Raw genomic sequence first — 18,253 nt, 5'->3', positions numbered from 1 at the left:
GTTAGAACAATTCCTTGGCCAGCAATTCGAGCGTCGCGACCCGCGCCGGCGCGGTGGCCGGGTCGGTGCCGCGATGGGCAGATGCGACGGGGTTGACCATCACCTCGTCGACGTCGAACCGGTGCGCCAGCGCCCGGAGCTGGTCGGCGGCCTCCGCGGGCGTACCGAGCACCGCTCGGCCCAGCCCGCTGTCCACGATGTGCTGCTGCTGCGCCGTCAGCTCGGCGCCCGCGGCCTCCTCGACGAGCGGCACTGGGCCGAGGGGCTGGCCGGTGCGGAGCCTCGCCATCATCTGAAGGTTGGGCAGCATCAACGCCGTTGCCTCGTCCCGGGTTTCGGCCACGGCGGCGTTCACCGTCAGGAAAGTGACCGGCTCGGCCGCCACGGCGCTCGGCTTGAACTGGGACCGGTACACCTGCAGCGCCTCTTCGGTCCCCTGGCCGGAGAAGTGGTGGGCGAAGACGTACGGCAGTCCCTTGGCGGCAGCCAGGTGCGCGGAGTACATCGACGATCCCAACAACCACAGCGTCGGCTCGCCGGCGGCGGCCGGGGTCGCCTTGAGCCGGTAGTCACCGGAGCGCAGCGGGACGACCACGCCGCGCGCGCTCATCAGCGCCGCCACGTCGTCGAGGTATTCGGGAAAGTTCTCGATGTCTTCGTCGCCGCGACTCCCACGCAGCGCGTAGGACGTCACCGGGTCGGAGCCGGGCGCCCGCCCGATGCCGAGGTCGATGCGGCCCGGGGCGGCGGCTTCCAAGAGCGCGAACTGCTCGGCCACCGCCAGCGGCGCGTGATTGGGCAGCATCACGCCGCCTGACCCGAGGCGCAGCTGCGTGGTTTGCGCGGCCAGATAGGCGATCAGGACCGGCGGGCTGGTGGCACCGACCGACGGCATGTTGTGGTGCTCGGCGACCCAATAGCGCGTGAAACCCAGCCGATCCGCGGCCTGGGCCAGCTGCACGGTCGCCGCCAGCGCATCGCCGGTGGTCTGGTCGGTGCGCACCGGGACGAGGTCAAGGACGGAAAGACGCACGTTCGCCTCAACGCCTTCCGGCCCGCGAACGTTCCCGGCCCCTCAGTAGTCCTTGAGCGTGATCGAGCTGACGATGCGGTCGAAGACCTCCTGCGGGATGGGCGCCCCGCCCGGGATGTTGTCGACGACCAGCCACTGGTTGCGCTTGACGTAGTCGTTGAACTCTTTGTGGTAGTTGGCGAAGCCGAGTTCGTGGTCGTCGCCCGCGGCGGCGAGCTCGCCGGCCAGGATGTAGGCGCCCAGCAGGGCGACGCTGGTGCCCTGGCCCGACAACGGCGAGCAGCAGTATCCGGCGTCGCCGACCAGCGCGACCCTGCCCTTCGACCAGCGGTCCATTTTGATCTGCGACATCTCGTCGAAGTAGAAGTCCGGCGCGCTGCGCATGTATTCGAGGAGCTGGGGACGCACCCAGCCGTCGTCGGCCATCCGCCGTTCCAGCTCGGCGAACTGAGCCTCGGTATCCCGGTAGTCGATCCGCAGATCGCTGTCCATGAAGCCGAGCATGGCCCGGGCCTCGGTGTTGTTGCGGGCGCTGTAGACCCCGGCCATCGTGGAGTCCCCGTAGTGCCAGGTCTGCCAATAGTCGAGATCCAGGAAATTGGGCACGGTGAAGATCGCCGCGTGGGTGCCCAGCCGCTCGATGAATTGCTCCTCGGGGCCGAACACCAACCGGCGCACGTTGGAGTGCAATCCGTCCGCCCCAACGACCAGGTCGAAGCTACGCGCGGGGGCGCGTTCGAAGGTCACGTTGACGGCGGCGCCGTCGTCGTCCAAGCCGGTGATGGTGTCGTCGAAGATGTACTCGGTGGTCCATTGGCTTGCGCCGTAGAGCAATTCGACGAGGTCGTCGCGCAGCAGCTCGATGTCGGGGCTGTCGATGGGCCCGCCGGTGGGTGTCGCCTCGGTGTCTCGGGACAGCTCCTTGCCGTCGCGGTCGACGACCGAAGCGCCGCGAATTTGCGTCTTGCGCTTCTGCGCCGCGGCCAGCAACCCCATGCGTTCCAGCACTCCCAGCGCCGGCCCACGCACGTCGATCGCCTGGCCGCCCGGCCGCGGCCCGGCGTGGCGCTCCACCACGGTGACCGAATAGCCATGCCGTCCAAGCCAATAAGCCGCCGTTGCACCGGCCACACTGGCGCCGGAAATCAGAACGTCAGTCACTTAATCCCTGCCAGCCTTTTCGCGTCCCGGAAAACGTCGTCGAGCATTGCTGGTGTCAACCTACCGGTAAACATGTTTTGCTGGCTCGGGTGGTAACAGCCGAGTAACCGCACACCGGGGGCGAATTGCGCCACAACGCCGTGGCCGAACCGCGGCTTGCGCATCGCGGACGCGCCCGGCAGCCGCAGCGCGATTTGCCAGGCGAACCCGCCCAACGCCACGATCACGCGCACGTGCTCGGACACCAGCCGCCATTCGGCTTCCAGCCAGGGCCAGCAGGTGTCCCGCTCCGCCGGCGTCGGGGCGTTGGCCGGAGGAGCGCACCGCACCGGCGCGGCGATCCGAACCTGGTTGGCCCGCAACCCATCCGCCGCATCGACGCTGGTCGGCTGGTTCACCAGCCCGGCGCGGTGCAGCGCCGCGTACAGCTGATCGCCGGAGCGGTCCCCGGTGAACATGCGCCCGGTCCGGTTGGCGCCGTGCGCGGCGGGCGCCAACCCGACGATCAGCAGCCGCGGACGTTCCGAGCCCCAGCCCGGCACCGGGCGGCCCCAATACGGCTGGTCGGCGAACGCGCGGCGCTTGAGAGCGGCGACATCCTCGCGCCAGTCGACCAGCCGCGGGCACGCGCGGCAGACGCTGATCATGGCGTCGAGTTCGGGGATCGACGTGGCGCGGGGAGCCAACGCGGCGACCTGGGTGGCGTCGGCGGCCACCGGGGTCTGCGGGGTCGCCGGATCGCCCGGCCAACCGGTGCCGGGCACCACTGGAGAATCGAACGCCTGGCCGGTACGAGGGTGGACGAGCACATGAACATCCTGCAGTCAGCCGGTGCGCGACGGCCGCACGCCCCGAATATTCGGTGGTCGGGCCGCGGATCAGCGGCTAAATTCTCCCCGGGATACCCATGAGCCACACAAGCCGCGGCCCGGCACTTCTGATCCTGTCCGCCACGCTGCTGGCGACGACGGGCACCGGCATCTCGATCATCGCGTTCCCCTGGCTGGCCTTGCAGCACCACGACCGCGCCCGCGACGCATCGGTGGTGGCGGCCGCGATGACGTTGCCGCTGGTGCTTTCCACGCTGGTCGCCGGCACCGCGGTCGACCTGGTGGGGCGTCGCCGGGTGTCGCTGGTCTCCGATTCGCTGTCGTGCGCGGCGGTGGCCGCCGTCCCGCTGACCGCCCTGCTGTTGGGGGCCGACGCGATCAACGTCGCCGAGCTGGCCGTGCTGGGGTTCTGCGCGGCGGCGTTCGACCCGGCGGGGACGACGGCACGCCAGTCGATGCTGCCTGAGGCCGCCGCCCGGGCGGCCTGGTCGTTGGACCGCACCAACAGCAGCTACGAGGCCGTGCTCAATCTCGGGTTCATGGTGGGGCCGGGCATCGGCGGCCTGATGATCGCCACGGTCGGCGGCGTCAACACCATGTGGTTCACGGCCGGTTGTTTCGGGTTGTCCCTCTTGGCGATTGGCGCGCTGCGGCTCGAGGGCGCCGGGAAGCCGCACCACGCGACCCGACCGGACGGCCTGGTGTCCGGGATCGCCGAAGGGCTGCGGTTCGTGTGGAGGCTGCGGGTGCTCCGGACGCTCGGTCTGATCGACCTGGCCGTGACGGCGCTCTACCTGCCGATGGAAAGCGTGCTGTTCCCAAAGTATTTCGCCGACCGGCACCAGCCCGCGCAGCTGGGTTGGGCGTTGATGGCACTCGCGGTCGGCGGCGTGGCGGGTGCGCTCGGCTACGCCGTGCTGTCGCGACACACCCGGCGGCGCACGGCGGTGCTGACAGCGACCCTCACGTTCGGCGCCGCGACGGTCGGCATCGCCTTCCTGCCGCCGCTGCCGGTCATCCTGGTCCTCTGCGGGGTGACCGGCCTGGTGTACGGCCCGATCCAGCCCATCTACAACTACGTCATGCAGACCCGGGCGCCGCAGCACTTGCGCGGCCGCGTGGTCGGGGTGATGGCGGGGCTGACCTACGCTGCGGGGCCGTTGGGCCTGCTGGTGGCCGGGCCGCTCACCGATGCCGCGGGATTGCAGGTCACGTTCCTGGCGTTGGCGGTGCCGATCCTGGCGATCGGGCTGGTGGCTCTGAGGCTGCCGTCACTGCGGGAACTGGACCGCGCGCCGGCGTTCGACGCGCAGTCGCCCTGATGCGTCACTCGCCGAGGATCTTGCGTTTCTGCTGCTCGAATTCCTCGTCGGTGAGCAGGCCGCGGTCCTTCAGCGCGGCCAGCCTCTCGAGCCGGTCGACCGGGTCCGCGCCCTGGTGGGCCTGCGCCGCCTGCATCGCGCCAAGCGCCTGCTGTTGCATCTCGGCGCCGCGCCGCATCATCTCCTCCCGGAAGGCGGTCGGGTCGGCGATGGCCCGACGGATGACGTCGGTCATCGGCATGCCCATGACTTGGGCGCCCGCCAGGTCGGGGCGGGCCGCCGTCACGGCGTCGACCGCCGCGTCGGCCGTGGCGACGGGCCGGTGGTCGAGCTGCACGCGGCTGTGGTCCTTCGGGTCGAACAACACCGCCAGCCTCAGGCCCGGTCGCGGCGGGCTCAGCTGAGGTAGCAGCGCGGTGACGCTGGCCTCGAACGGCGCCTCGCCCTCGGGCGTGACCCGCAGCAGCAGCTTCCAGCGAACCTCGGTGTTGTTGACCAGGTTCGGATTGCCGACGGTGACCGAGATCGCCGACTGTTCGGCGGCCAGGACGTCCGCGAACGCACGGGTGCCGACTTTGCTGAGATCTTTGCGTCCGAACATCTTGGACCCGACCTTTCCCAGAATCGCTTCACTGTACAGCGCTGATGGGACCGTAGGATCGGATCGTGAGTGCTGACGTCCTGGCCGAGCTGATCGCCGGCCTGCCCGACGGGATGGTCGTCACCGACCCGGCCGTGACGGAGGGCTACCGCCAGGACCGCGCCTTCGACCCGTCGGCCGGCAAACCGCTGGCGGTGGTGCGCCCGCGGTGCACCGAGGACGTCCAGACCGTGTTGCGCTGGGCATCCGCGCACGCGGTGCCGGTGGTGACCCGGGGAGCCGGCAGCGGCCTGTCCGGCGGGGCGACGGCGCTGGACAACGGCATCGTGCTGTCGACGGAGAAGATGCGCGACATCACCGTCGACCCGGTGACCCGCACGGCGGTATGCCAGCCCGGATTGTTCAACGCCGAGGTCAAGAAGGCCGTCGCCGAGCACGGCCTGTGGTATCCGCCGGACCCCTCGTCGTTCGAGATCTGCAGCATCGGCGGCAACATCGCCACCAACGCCGGCGGGCTGTGCTGCGTGAAGTACGGCGTCACCACCGACTATGTGCTGGGCATGCAGGTGGTGCTCGCCGACGGCACGGCGGTCCGGCTCGGTGGCCCCCGGCTCAAGGACGTGGCGGGGCTTTCGCTGACAAAGCTTTTCGTCGGCAGCGAGGGCACCCTGGGCGTGGTCACCGAGGTCACGCTGCGGCTGGTGCCCAAGCAGAACGCGTCCAGCATCGTGGTGGCCTCCTTCGCGACTGTCGAGGCGGCCGTCGCGGCGGTTCTCGGGGTCACCGCGCGGGTGCGCCCCTCGATGCTGGAGTTCATGGATTCGGTGGCGATCAACGCCGTCGAGGACACCCTGCGCATGGACCTGGATCGCGGCGCGGCGGCCATGCTGGTGGCCGGCTCCGATGAAAGGGGGCGCGCGGGCAGCGAGGACGCTTCGGTGATGGCCGACGTGTTCGCGGAATGTGGTGCGGCGGAGGTGTTTTCGACCGACGATCCCGACGAGGGCGAGGCGTTCGTCGCGGCCCGCCGGTTCTGCATTCCCGCGGTGGAGGCGAAGGGGTCGCTGCTGCTCGAGGACGTCGGGGTGCCCCTGCCGGCACTGGGCCGGTTGGTCACCGGCATCGCGGACATCGCGGCCGAACGCGACCTGACCATCTCGGTCATCGCCCACGCCGGTGACGGCAACACCCACCCGCTGATCGTGTACGACCCCGCGGACGCCGCGATGACCGAGCGGGCCCATCTCGCCTTCGGCGAGATCATGGACCTCGCCGTCGGGCTCGGCGGCACGGTTACTGGCGAGCACGGCGTCGGCCGGCTCAAGCGGCCGTGGCTGGCCGGCTACCTGGGCCCCGAGGTGATGGATCTCAACCGGCGCATCAAACAGGCCCTCGACCCCCAGGGCATCCTCAACCCGGGCGCGGGCATCTAGCTGTCTGCGCTCGGGCGCCCGGCGGCGGGGCGGTTGACATCTTCGCGCGATTGTCGTACCAATGAGACATGTCTGCGGTTATGTCTCACCATGCGCCGGTCACGTTCGAGCTGGCCACCGCCGAGACCTGGGCGAACCCCTGGCCGATGTACCGCGCGCTTCGCGACCACGATCCGGTGCACCACGTCGTCCCGGCCAGCCGGCCCGACCATGACTACTACGTGCTGTCCCGGCACGCCGACGTGTGGGCCGCCGCGCGCGATCACGAGACGTTCTCCTCCGCGCAGGGTCTGACGGTCAATTACGGCGACCTGGAAATGATTGGCCTGCAAGACAATCCACCGTTCGTGATGCAGGATCCGCCGGTGCACACGGAGTTTCGCAAACTCGTCTCACGCGGCTTCACACCACGCCAGGTCGAGGCGGTGGAGCCCAAGGTGCGTGAGTTCGTCGTCGAGCGCATCGAGCGGCTGCGCGCCGCCGGCGGCGGCGACATCGTCACCGAGCTGTTCAAGCCGCTGCCGTCGATGGTGGTCGCCCACTACCTCGGCGTCCCCGAGGCCGACCGGGCGCAATTCGACTGGTGGACGGACGTGATCGTCGCGGCGAACACCAGCGACACCGGCCTGGCCGGCGCGCTGGAAACCGTCGGCGACGCGGTCGGGTCGATGATGGCCTACTTCACCGAGCTGATCGAGCGCCGTCGCAGCGAGCCCGAGGACGACACCATCTCGCACCTGGTCGCCGCCGGGGTGGGCGCCGACGGCGACATCGCCGGCACACTGTCGGTGCTGGCGTTCACGTTCACCATGGTGACCGGTGGCAACGACACCACCACCGGGATGCTGGGCGGCTCAATGCCTTTGCTGCATCAGCGGCCCGACCAGCGGCGGCTTCTCGTCGAGGACCCGGGCCTGATCCCGGACGCGGTAGAGGAGCTGCTGCGGCTCACCTCGCCGGTGCAGGGGCTGGCCCGCACGACAACCCGCGACGTGACGATCGGCGACACCACCATCCCCGCCGGCCGCAAGGTGTTCCTGTTGTATGGGTCGGCCAATCGGGACGAGCGTCAATACGGCCCGGACGCGGGCGAGCTCGACGTCACCCGCTGCCCGCGCAACATCCTGACCTTCAGCCACGGCGCGCACCATTGCCTGGGCGCGGCGGCGGCGCGGATGCAATCGCGGGTCGCCCTCACCGAATTGCTCAGCCGCTGCCCGGATTTCGAGGTGGATGAAACCGCGATCGTGTGGTCGGGCGGCAGTTACGTGCGGCGGCCGCTGTCCGTACCGATTCGGGTGAGATCCTGATGCCCAACGACTGGCTGGGCGCGCACCGCAGCGAGGCCGCCGCGGACCGGATCCTCGACGCGGCCGAGCAGCTCTACACCGAACGCGACCAGGCTTCGATCGGCATGAACGAAATCGCAAAGGCCGCAGGGTGTTCCCGCGCGACGCTGTACCGGTACTTCGAGAACCGGGAGGCGCTGCGCACGGCCTATGTGCACCGCGAGACGCACCGGCTGAGCCGTGCGATCAAGGAGCAGATCGGCGGCATCGACGACCCCCGGGAGCGGCTGGTGGCCAGCATCACCGCCACGCTGCGGATGGTTCGCGGCAGCCGCGCGCTGGCCTCATGGTTCGCCGTCAGCCGCCCGCCGATCGGCGCGGAGGTGGCCGGGCAGTCCGAGGTGATCACCGCGTTGGCCGCCGCGTTCGTCGGTTCGCTCGGGCCCGAAGACCCCGCCATCGTTGAGCGCCGCGCGCGCTGGGTGGTGCGGGTGGTCGCTTCGCTGCTGCAGTTCCCAGGTCGAGACGACGCCGACGAGCGGGCGATGATCGAGGAGTTCGTGGTCCCGATCGTCACGCCGGTCTCCGCCCGGGGCTAGGCGCGTCGTCACACCGGCGACTCCGGTTCCCGGTTGAGGACCATTGCCCGAAATGCCCGCCTCTGAGCGACAAGCCGCGAGCGCCGGGCGTTGCGCCGGCGTTGTCGCTGCGAGGCGGGCACTTCGTCGCCCGCCTCCGCGGCGGTACGCCTGTGGCGGACGGGACAGGTGCGAGGGCTCAGGTCCGCACGCGGGTGAAGCGGTGCAGCAGCCAGGCCAACGGAATCGTCACCACCATTGTCGCGAGGAACAGGTTCAGCATCGAGCCGGTGTAGACATGGGCGCGAACGATGTAGACCATCGCGAATTCCATGGTGATCAAGTGGATCAGGAAAATCTCGTAGGAGATCTCCCCCAGCCACACCATCGGCCGGGTCGCCAGCAGCCGCCAATACCAACCCCGATCGCCTAGAGCCAGCGGCGCCACGGCGAGCGCGGCGATCACCGCGTAGAAGCAGGTCTTGAACAAGGCCTCGCTCAGCGTCGCCGGCGACGTGGTGGGCGCGCCGGCGATGGGCGTGGACACGATGAAATAGCAGACGACGGCCAGCGGTATCGCCACGAACGCATACCCCCGCACCCCCATCGCCTGCAGGACGGCCAGCAGCATCCCGGCGAGGAACCAGGCCAGGTAGGTCGGCAGCCACAGCCGCGCGCCGTCGGGAAACCAGTGATCGGTGTGCACCAGAACCAGCCAGGCCGGGCTGATCAGCGTCAACCCCGCCAGCGCCGCGAGCAGCAGTCTCGGCTGCCAGCGCCGGCGGCAGACGATCACCAACAGCAGGTAGGCCAGCAGCGGAAGCAGCACATAGAACGACGCTTCCACCGCGAGGCTCCACATTTGGGTCAGCCCCTGGTGCAGGTACTTACCCAGGTAGCCGTTGCAGTAGATCTGCGTCAGCGTCAGGTTGCGCGCCAGCCCGAGCCACGTGTGCCCGGGGTTGGGTCCCGCCTCACGGAAGTGGTACAGCACGTAGGCGAACAGCACGGTGATGACGTAGGCGGGCATGATGCGCCGAACCCGGTGCCACGCATAGCGACTCAGCGACGGCGGCGGTCCGCCGGTGGCGGCGGCCTTCAGCCACGGACGGAACAGCAGGAAGCCGGACAGCACGAAAAAGATCGGCACGCCGATCTCCAACCGGGATCCGACCAGTCCCCAATAGCCATGGGTGTACTTGCCGGTGGTGTAGGCGGCGTGGGTGCCGACGACGAGCAGGGCCGCCACGGCGCGGATTCCGGTCAGCGACGCCACCCGGTCGACGTGGGCGGTCTGTTCGAGTCCCCCCTGGGCGTCTTGTTCTTCCGACAGGGTCATCCCGGGTGTTTCCTGCGGGGCTTCTGACCGTCACGGCTGCGGGGCTTGGCCGCCGACCGGTCGGGCTGAAGGTTGATCAGCACCCCCGAGATTCGGGTGTGTTCAAGTTTTTTCAGCGTCGACTTGGGCAGCTTGGCCGGCAGCTCCACCAACGAGAAGTCCGGGCCGATGGCGATGTGGCCGAAATCGCTGCGATGCAGACCACCCTCGTTGGCGATGGCGCCGACGATCGCGCCCGGGCCGATCTTGTGCCGCTTGCCCACCGCGATCCGATAGGTGGCGAACGACCTGTCCTGCCTGGGTCTTTCGGGACGGTCGCGGCGTTCGGTGTGCCGCTCGCGCCGCTCGCGTGGCGGCTCGGGCGCCATCAGGAACTCCTCGCCGTCGCGGGCCTGCAGCGCCAGCGCCGCCGCGATGTCGGCCAGCGGGACGTCATGCTCGCGTTCGTAGTCCTCGACCAGCTTGCGGAACAGATCGATGCCCGGACGGCCCAGCGCGTCGGTGATGGAGTCGGCGAACTTCGCCACCCGCTGGGCGTTGACGTCCTCGACGGTGGGCAGCTCGGACTCGGTGAGCGTTTGCCGCGTTGCCTTTTCGATCGCCTTGAGCAGGTGGCGTTCCCGCGGCGATACGAAGAGCAGCGCGGTCCCCGAGCGCCCGGCCCGGCCGGTGCGTCCGATGCGATGCACGTAGGACTCGGTGTCATGCGGGATGTCGTAGTTGAGCACGTGCGAGATGCGCTCCACGTCCAGGCCGCGGGCGGCCACGTCGGTGGCGACCAGGATGTCGATGCCGCCGTCCTTCAGCGCGGCGACGGTCCGTTCGCGTTGCCCCTGTGGGATGTCGCCATTGATGGCGGCCGCGGAAAAGCCCCGCGCCCTGAGCTTTTCCGCGACCTCCTCGGTGGCCTGCTTGGTGCGCACGAAGACGATCATCGCCTCGAACGGCTCGACCTCCAGGACCCGGGTCAGCGCGTCCATCTTGCGCGGACCGGCCACCTGGATGTAGCGCTGCGAGATGTTCTCGGCGGTGGCGGTTTTGGCCTTGGTGGTGACTTCGAGCGGGTCGTGCAGGTACTTGGTGGTGAGTTTGCGGATCGCCGGCGGCATGGTCGCCGAGAACAGGGCGACCTGCTTGTACTCCGGGGTTTCGGAGAGGATCCGTTCGACGTCTTCGGCGAAGCCCATGGTGAGCATCTCGTCGGCCTCGTCGAGCACCAGGTAGTCGACCCGCGACAGGTCGAGCGTCCCGCGCTCGAGGTGGTCGATCACCCGGCCGGGTGTCCCGACCACCACCTGAGCGCCGCGCCGTAGCCCCGCCAGTTGCACGGTGTAGGAAGAGCCGCCGTAAATCGGTAGCACGTTGATCTTCGGCAGATGGGCCCCGTAGCGGCTGAACGCCTCGGCCACCTGCAGCGCCAACTCCCGGGTGGGCGCGAGCACCAGTGCCTGCGTCGCGGTGCTGGTGACGTCGATTCTGGACAGGATCGGGATGGCGAACGCCGCCGTCTTGCCGGTGCCGGTCTGCGCGAGCCCCACGACGTCGGAGCCCGCCATCAGCGCCGGAATCGTCGCGGCCTGGATGCCGGTGGGTGACTCGTAGCCGACGTCGGCGATCGCCCGCAAGACGGCGGGATGGATCTGCAGGTCGGCAAACGTCGTAGAGGCAGCCTCGGGCGAGCTGTCCGGGTGGTTCATCGTCCATGGAGTCTAGTGGTGGCCGCGAGCTCAGCGGGAGCTGAGCGCTGCGGGCGGCGACCACGTGATCATGAGCACAGCCGCGCCGGGCCCGGGCATGCCTGTCACACCCGCACCCGCGATGACGGTACGGTGCCCGATGTGTGGTCGCTACCCCGCCGTACCGAGCCACTGACCGGCTCGGCCGCTGTCGCGTTGATCGCCATGACGTTGACCGGGTGTGGTTCGGGAGACTCCACCGTCGCGAAGACGCCGCAGGCCACGACGACGACCGAGACCCCGTCCATCACCGCTCCGGCCCAGCCCTCCGGCGCCGCCGCGCCGCCCGGCGGCAACGCCCCGCCGGCCGACCCGTGCGCTATCAACCTCGCCTCACCCACCATCGCCAAGGTGGTCTCGGAGTTGCCGCGCGACCCGCGCAGCCAGCAACCCTGGAACCCGGAGCCGCTGGCCGGCAACTACAACCAGTGCGCTCAGCTGTCGGCGGTGATCATCAAGGCCAACACCAACGCCGTCAATCCCACCACCCGCGCGGTGCTGTTCCATCTCGGACAGTTCATCCCGCAAGGGGTGCCCGACACCTACGGCTTCAACGGCGTCGACGCGGCGCAGACCACCGGCGACACGGTCGCGCTGACCTATCCCAGCGGCATCAACGGGTTGAACACCGACGTGCGGTTCCACTGGAACGGCAACGGCGTCGAGCTGATCGGTAACGCGCCGGGACGCTAGGCGGAGCCGACTTTTCGTCGGTCCCCTCACCTACAGTTGCTGCTGTGTTCGTCACCGGCGACAGCATCGTGTACAGCGCGTCGGACCTCGCCGCCGCCGCCCGCTGCGAGTACACGTTGTTGCGGGATTTCGACGCGAGGCTGGGCTGGGGACCGTCCGCCGCGGTCGAGGACGACCTTCTCGCGCGGACCGCCGCCCTCGGAACCGAACACGAGCGGCGCGAACTGGACCGGTTGCGTGCCAAGTTCGGTGACGGCGTCGTGGTCATCGGCCGCCCGGCCTACACCCTCGAGGGCCTCGCGGCGGCGGCAGAGGCGACGCGGCGCGCCATCGCCGCCGGCGCACCCGCGGTCTATCAGGCGGCGATGTTCGACGGCCGCTTCGTCGGCTTCGCCGACTTCCTGGTGCGCGACGGTGAGCGGTACCGGGTCGTCGACACCAAGCTGGCCCGTTCGGCCAAGGTCACCGCGCTGTTGCAGCTGGCCGCCTACGCCGACGCGCTCGGTGCCGCGGGCGTCCCGGTGGCGCCGGAGGCCGAACTGCACCTGGGTGACGGAACCGTCGCGCGCTATCGGGTCCACGACCTGATTCCGGTTTACCGTTTCCAGCGCGCGCGGTTGCAGCTGCTCCTCGATGCGCACCACGCCGGCGGCTCCGCCGTTCGCTGGGACGACGAGGGCGTGGGCGCTTGTTTGCGGTGCCCCTTGTGCACCGAGCAGTTGCAGGCCGCCGACGACTTGCTGCTGGTTGCCGGCATGCGAGTGGCCCAGCGGGACAAGCTGATCGACGCCGGCATCACCACCGTGTCCGAGCTGGCCCGGCATGTCGGTCCCGTGCCGGACCTGGCGCCGGTCGCGGTCGGCAAGTTGACCGCCCAGGCGAGACTGCAAGTCCGCCAACGCGAGACCGGCACGCCGCGGTTCGAGATCGTCGACCCCCAGCCGCTGACGCTGCTCCCCGAACCGGACCCCGGCGACCTGTTCTTCGACTTCGAGGGCGACCCGCTGTGGACCGTCGACGGCAAGGAGTGGGGCCTGGAATACCTGTTCGGTGTCCTGGAGGCCGGGCCCTCCGGCGCGTTCCGGCCGATCTGGGCGCACAACCGGGTGGAGGAACGCAAGGCCCTGACCGATTTCCTGGCGATGGTGGCCAAGCGCCGCAAGCGGAGGCCCAACATGCACATCTACCACTACGCGCCGTACGAGAAGACCGCGTTGCTGCGGCTCGCCGGCCGCTACGGGGTGGGCGAGGACCAGGTTGACGAGCTGCTGCGCAGCGGAACCCTGGTCGACCTCTACCCCTTGGTGCGCAAGAGCATTCGCGTGGGAGCGGAGTCGTTCAGCCTGAAGGCGCTGGAGCCGCTCTACATGGGAGCGCAGCTGCGCAGCGGCGACGTCACCACGGCCACCGGCTCGATCACCTCCTACGCCCGGTACTGCGAGCTGCGCGCCGACGGGCGCGGCGACGACGCCGCCTCCGTGCTCAAGGAGATCGAGGACTACAACCAATACGACTGCCGCTCGACCCAAGAACTGCGTAACTGGCTGATGTTGCGCGCCTACGAATCCGGCGTAGTGCCGATCGGTGCCCAGCCCGTGCGGGGCGGCAACACCGTCGAGGACCGCGACCAGCTGGCGCTGACCCTCTCAACGTTCACCGGCGACGCGGCGGCGGGCGAGCGCACGCCCGAGCAGACGGCGGTGGCGCTGCTGGCCGCCGCCCGCGGTTATCACCGGCGCGAGGATAAACCGTTCTGGTGGGCCCACTTCGATCGGTTGAACTTCCCCGTGGAGGAATGGGCGGACAACACCGACGTCTTCGTCGCGGAACACGCGTCGGTCAGCGCGGACTGGAACACGCCGCCCCGTGCGCGAAAGCCGCAACGGCGGGTGACGCTGCGCGGCGAACTCGCACGCGGCGAGCTGATGACCGACGTCTTCGCCCTCTACGACCCGCCGGCACCACCGGGCATGTCCGACGACCCCGACCGGCGGGCGGCCGGACGCGCCACGGTGATCGCCGCCGACGATCCAGCGCTGCCCACCGAAGTCACCATCGTGGAGCGAGTCGGCAGCGACGGCAAGCCTTTTCACCAACTCCCGTTCGCGCTGACCCCCGGCCCGCCGATCCCGACGACCGCGCTGCGGGACTCGATCGAGTCCACGGCCGCCGCCGTGGCCACCGGCCTGCCGCGGCTACCCCGCCGCGCCGCGGTCGACATCCTGCTGCGCCGCGCGCCGCGCACGCGTAGCGGCTCACCACTGCCCCGCGGCGCCGACACCGCCGCCGCTATCACGGCCGCGTTGCTCGATCTGGACTCGTCATACCTGGCCGTGCACGGACCACCCGGCACCGGCAAGACGCACACCGCAGCGCGCGTGGTTCAACGCCTGGCGACCGATCATGGCTGGCGGATCGGCGTTGTCGCACAATCGCATGCCACGGTGGAGAACCTGCTGGACTGCGTCATCGACGCGGGGCTGGACCCGCAGCGAGTGGCGAAGAAACGCAACGACCACCGCGCCCCCCGCTGGCAGGAGATCGACAGCAGCGCCTACGCCGCGTTCATCGCCGACACGCCCGGCTGCGTATTGGGCGGTACCGCATGGGATTTCGCGAATGCCAACCGGGTGCCACCGGCTGGCCTCGACCTGCTGGTGATCGACGAGGCCGGCCAGTTCTGTTTGGCCAACACCATTGCCGTCGCGCCGGCCGCCGCCAACCTACTGCTGCTCGGCGATCCCCAGCAGCTGCCGCAAGTCAGTCAGGGCACCCACCCCGACCCGGTCGACACGTCCGCGCTCGACTGGCTGGTGGACGGTCAGCGCACCCTGCCCGATGAGCGCGGGTATTTCCTGGACCGCTCCTATCGCATGCACCCGGCGGTTTGCGCGGCGGTCTCCGCGCTCTCCTATGAAGGCAGGTTACACTCGCACGAGTGCACCGCCGCGCGCTGCCTTGCCGGCTACCGGCCCGGCGTGCGAACGATCTCGGTTGAGCACCACGGCAATTCGACCGAGAGCCCCGAGGAGGCCGACGCGATCGCCGCCGAGATCGACCGCCTGCTCGGCGCGGCCTGGACCGACGAGCGCGGCACCCGTCCACTGACCGCCTCCGATGTGTTGGTGCTCGCACCGTACAACGCCCAGGTGGGGCTGCTGCGCCGGCGGCTGACCGCCGCCGGCCTCGACGAAATCCGGGTCGGCACCGTCGACAAGTTCCAGGGCGGGCAGGCCCCCGTCGTGTTCATCTCGATGACGGCCTCCACCGCGGACACGGTGCCACGCGGAATGTCGTTCCTGCTCAACAGGAACCGGCTTAACGTCGCCATCAGCCGCGCCCAGTACGCGGCCGTCATCGTGCGCTCGGAATCGCTGACCGAATACCTGCCCGGCACGCCCGCGGGCCTGATCGACCTGGGAGCGTTTCTCGCGCTGACGGAGACCCGCCCGGCGATCACCTAGTTCCCGGAGGAGTGGCGGCCGTACCCGGTGGGCTCGTCGTCGGGGTCGCGGCCGTGGCGCTGAACTCGCGGCGCGCCGTTCTGCTGTCGCGGCGGCGGCGCCGGCCGACTGCGGGGGGCGGACGGGTAGGCCCGCGCCGAGCGCTCGGTGACCGGACGGAAACGCTGGCGCGCGTCGACGTGAGAGCCGTTGTGCGCGAACCCGATTGGCCGCACGTCCGGCGGCGGTGGTCGCGGGCGGGTGACCCGGCCGTCCGGCGCGGGGGCGGGCTCGGGTTCGCGGAGCAGGATGAATTCGACGTACTCGTCGTCGTCGTAGTCGTCGTCGACCGCGTCACCCGCCTCGGGCAGGCCCCTCGCTGCCGACGGCGCGAAGCCGACCAGGAACAGCGCGGCCACGATCCCGAACAGGGCGATGAACGCGGGCAACAGGACCGACTGCGACATGGCGGCCGCGAAGGGGTCACGCAGGAACTCGGGCAGTTGCAGGGTCGCGGGCCCCTCGCCGCCGCCGGGGGACGGCTGCGCCGGCATCTCGGCGCCGATCCGCGAGGTCATGAAGGCCGCCATGCCGGCGCTGCCCAGCACCGCGCCGAGTTGGCGGACCGAGTTGTACACCGCCGAGCCCGCGCCGGCCAGGCTCGGCGGCAGGTTGCGGGTCGCGGTGGCGGTCAGCGGCGACCACACGAACGCCATCCCGACGCCCGTCGCGAAGAACGGCAACACCAGCCGCCAGATCGGCGTCGCCGGCGACATCTCGAACGTGAGCCAGGTCAGCGCGATCGCCAACACCGAGAAGCCGAAACCGAGGACCGGCCGCGGATGGTATCGGTCGACGATCCTGCCGACGAACGGCGCGAACACGCCGTTGGCGATCGCCATCGGCGCGATCAGCAGGGCCGAGCGCGTCGGCGAGAGCCCGCAGACGGCCTGCGCATAGAACGTCAGCGGCAACATCATCGCCGTCGCGGCGAACGAGATGATGGCCACGCCGACGTTGCACAGACCGAAGTCGCGGTCGCCGAAGATCACCAGGGGGATCAGCGGCTCGGCGGTGTTCATCGACTGCCAGAACACGAACACCGTCATGAACCCGATGCCGGCGACGATCATCGCCCAGATCCACGGTTCCCAGTGCGCGGCCTGACCCTGCTGCAGGCCGAACACGATCAGGAACATGCCCGCGCCGGACAGCACGACTCCCACCACGTCGAACCGGTGCGCCTGGGTGGGCAGCACTGGGACCAGCCAGTACGCCAGCACCAGCCCCAGCACGCCGATGGGGACGTTGACGAAGAAGATCCACTGCCAGCCCAACCCGTCGACCAGCACGCCGCCGGCCAGCGGGCCCACCAGGCTGGCCACGCCGGCGGTGGCGCCCCACAGGCTCACCGCGACGCCGCGGCGCTCCGGCGGGAAGATCCGGGTGATCGTCGACAACGTCTGTGGCGTGAGCACCCCGGCGCCCACCCCTTGCACGACGCGGGCCGCGATCAGCATGGCGGCGCTGCCCGACAGCCCACACCACACCGAGGCGACGGTGAACACCACCAGGCCGATCAGGTACATGTTCTTGGGACCGAATCGGTCACCGAGCCGCCCGGACACCAGCAGGACGACCGCGTAACCCAGCAGGTATGCGCTGGTCACCCAGATCACCGTGTCGTAGCCAATGTGCAAGTTGGTCATGATCGTCGGGTTCGCGATGGCGACGATGGTCGAGTCGACCATGATCATGAAGAAGCCGATCATCATCGCCCAGAGCGCGTTCCACGGCTTCTGTGACTGCGGCGAGTTCTCGACGAGCAAATTCCGACGCCCGGCGTGGGGTGGGTTCGGCGCCGCGCGCCGGGTTCCCCCGGCCGACGGAGGCGTCGCCGTGGCCATCTCCCCACCTCGTTTCAGCTTCGGACGAAGCGTGCCTGCACGGGCCTTCTTTATCGATCGGCCCGCCCCATCACGGACATCCAGCCTGCATTATTGCCCTTGCGGCGATTGAGGGCAGCCAAGGATCCGATCCGGGGTACACCACCCCCAAGCTTTCGTGTTCGGGCGGTGTTCCGCAGCGGGCACGTTAGCCTGGTAGGACGCCATTTCAGGAGAGGCAAGATGCGGGCCCGACGGAAGCGGTCTTCGAACCGGTTTTTTAACATGTCGCACGCGGATGAGGCGCCGACGGCCACCAACGGCCGGCCCAAGGCGTCCGCGCGGGCATTGGCCCAGGTCATCGAGCGGAGCTCGCGGATTCAAGGCCCGGCCGCGGAGGCCTATGTGTCCCGGTTGCGCAATGCGCACCCGAACAGCAGCCCCGCCGACATCCTCGCCAAGCTGCAGAAACGCTACGTGGGCATGGTGACGGCCAGCGGCATGGCGGTGGGCGCGGCGGCGACCATCCCGGGCATCGGCACGTTGAGCGCGCTGTCCGCCGCGGCCGCCGAGACGGTCACGTTCCTGGAGGCCACCGCGTTCTTCGTGCTGGCCGTCGCCGTGGTGTACGACATTCCCGCCGATCACCGGGAACGCCGCCGCGCCCTGGTGCTGTCCGTGCTGGTCGGCGACAACAGCAGGGAGGCGGTCACCCAGCTGTTCGGGCCCGCCCGCACCAACGGTGGCTGGATTTCCGAGAGCGTGGCCGCGGTGCCGCTGTCGTCGATGTCGCGGCTGAACTCGCGGCTGCTCAAATCGTGGCTCAAGCGGTACACGCTGCGCCGCGGCGCCCTGGTGTTCGGCAAGCTGTTGCCGGTGGGCATCGGCATCGTCGTCGGGGCCGTCGGC

14 protein-coding genes are annotated in these 18,253 nt (G+C 69.6%); 7 read left to right on the top strand and 7 right to left on the bottom strand.

Annotated features, from left to right (window positions below; translation table 11 throughout):
• Position 1: 1 nt before the first annotated feature.
• The 3 genes from A5681_RS15355 to A5681_RS15345 are packed head-to-tail and all read right to left on the bottom strand — an operon-like array spanning position 2 to position 3,018.
• On the bottom strand, positions 2–1,033 hold the full coding sequence (locus tag A5681_RS15355) for an LLM class flavin-dependent oxidoreductase (protein ID WP_067276292.1): 1,032 nt from the start codon (positions 1,031–1,033) through the stop codon (positions 2–4).
• A gap of 42 nt (positions 1,034–1,075) precedes the next feature.
• Positions 1,076–2,194 carry an FAD-binding protein gene (locus tag A5681_RS15350; RefSeq protein WP_067276291.1) on the bottom strand — a complete coding sequence of 373 codons (1,119 nt, stop codon included), beginning with the start codon at positions 2,192–2,194 and terminating at the stop codon, positions 1,076–1,078.
• Positions 2,191–3,018, bottom strand: a complete 828-nt coding sequence (locus A5681_RS15345) for a uracil-DNA glycosylase (protein WP_067276288.1) — start codon at positions 3,016–3,018, stop codon at positions 2,191–2,193. The genes A5681_RS15350 and A5681_RS15345 overlap by 4 nt, the downstream gene beginning before the upstream one ends.
• An 83-nt stretch (positions 3,019–3,101) precedes the next feature.
• On the opposite strand from A5681_RS15345, the gene A5681_RS15340 reads away from it, so the two are divergent.
• Positions 3,102–4,346 (top strand): MFS transporter, encoded by a 1,245-nt coding sequence (locus A5681_RS15340; protein ID WP_067276285.1) that lies wholly within the window; start codon positions 3,102–3,104, stop codon positions 4,344–4,346.
• A 4-nt stretch (positions 4,347–4,350) separates the two neighbouring features.
• Here A5681_RS15340 and A5681_RS27460 read toward each other — a convergent pair whose 3' ends face one another.
• On the bottom strand, positions 4,351–4,947 hold the full coding sequence (locus A5681_RS27460; RefSeq protein ID WP_067276283.1) for an SHOCT domain-containing protein: 597 nt from the start codon (positions 4,945–4,947) through the stop codon (positions 4,351–4,353).
• Between the two features lie 65 nt (positions 4,948–5,012).
• Between A5681_RS27460 and A5681_RS15330 the strand changes: the two genes are divergently transcribed.
• The 3 genes from A5681_RS15330 to A5681_RS15320 all read left to right on the top strand — a co-directional run bounded on the left by A5681_RS15330 (position 5,013) and on the right by A5681_RS15320 (position 8,268).
• The gene (locus tag A5681_RS15330; RefSeq protein ID WP_067276281.1) at positions 5,013–6,380 is read left to right on the top strand and encodes an FAD-binding oxidoreductase; all 1,368 of its coding nucleotides are present in this window, start codon (positions 5,013–5,015) and stop codon (positions 6,378–6,380) included.
• A 68-nt stretch (positions 6,381–6,448) separates the two neighbouring features.
• Positions 6,449–7,690, top strand: a complete 1,242-nt coding sequence (locus A5681_RS15325; protein ID WP_197498614.1) for a cytochrome P450 — start codon at positions 6,449–6,451, stop codon at positions 7,688–7,690.
• Positions 7,690–8,268, top strand: coding sequence for a TetR/AcrR family transcriptional regulator (locus A5681_RS15320; RefSeq protein WP_067276277.1), 579 nt, complete (start codon positions 7,690–7,692; stop codon positions 8,266–8,268). The genes A5681_RS15325 and A5681_RS15320 overlap by 1 nt, the downstream gene beginning before the upstream one ends.
• Positions 8,269–8,446: 178 nt before the next feature.
• Here the strand turns inward: A5681_RS15320 and A5681_RS15315 are convergent, their stop codons facing one another.
• Together A5681_RS15315 and A5681_RS15310 are read right to left on the bottom strand one after the other, a co-directional pair.
• Entirely contained in the window at positions 8,447–9,586 is a 1,140-nt protein-coding gene (locus tag A5681_RS15315) for an acyltransferase family protein (protein WP_067276274.1), read from the bottom strand.
• Positions 9,583–11,283, bottom strand: coding sequence for a DEAD/DEAH box helicase (locus tag A5681_RS15310; RefSeq protein WP_067276273.1), 1,701 nt, complete (start codon positions 11,281–11,283; stop codon positions 9,583–9,585). The genes A5681_RS15315 and A5681_RS15310 overlap by 4 nt, the downstream gene beginning before the upstream one ends.
• Positions 11,284–11,415: 132 nt before the next feature.
• On the opposite strand from A5681_RS15310, the gene A5681_RS15305 reads away from it, so the two are divergent.
• The gene (locus A5681_RS15305; RefSeq protein WP_067276266.1) at positions 11,416–12,015 is read left to right on the top strand and encodes an LppP/LprE family lipoprotein; all 600 of its coding nucleotides are present in this window, start codon (positions 11,416–11,418) and stop codon (positions 12,013–12,015) included.
• A 44-nt stretch (positions 12,016–12,059) separates the two neighbouring features.
• A complete protein-coding gene (locus A5681_RS15300; RefSeq protein ID WP_067276265.1) occupies positions 12,060–15,479 on the top strand; it encodes a TM0106 family RecB-like putative nuclease in 3,420 nt (1,139 codons plus the stop codon).
• On the opposite strand, the gene A5681_RS15295 is transcribed toward A5681_RS15300, so the two are convergent.
• Positions 15,476–17,365, bottom strand: a complete 1,890-nt coding sequence (locus A5681_RS15295) for an MFS transporter (RefSeq protein WP_067276262.1) — start codon at positions 17,363–17,365, stop codon at positions 15,476–15,478. The genes A5681_RS15300 and A5681_RS15295 overlap by 4 nt on opposite strands.
• 222 nt (positions 17,366–17,587) lie before the next feature.
• Here A5681_RS15295 and A5681_RS15290 point away from each other — a divergent pair.
• The coding region (locus tag A5681_RS15290; RefSeq protein WP_197498613.1) for a hypothetical protein at positions 17,588–18,253 on the top strand (666 nt) is incomplete at its 3' end.

The organism is Mycobacterium scrofulaceum, from assembly GCF_001667885.1.
GTDB classification, from domain to species: domain Bacteria; phylum Actinomycetota; class Actinomycetes; order Mycobacteriales; family Mycobacteriaceae; genus Mycobacterium; species Mycobacterium scrofulaceum_C.
This window is presented reverse-complemented; position numbering and strand designations above follow the sequence as displayed.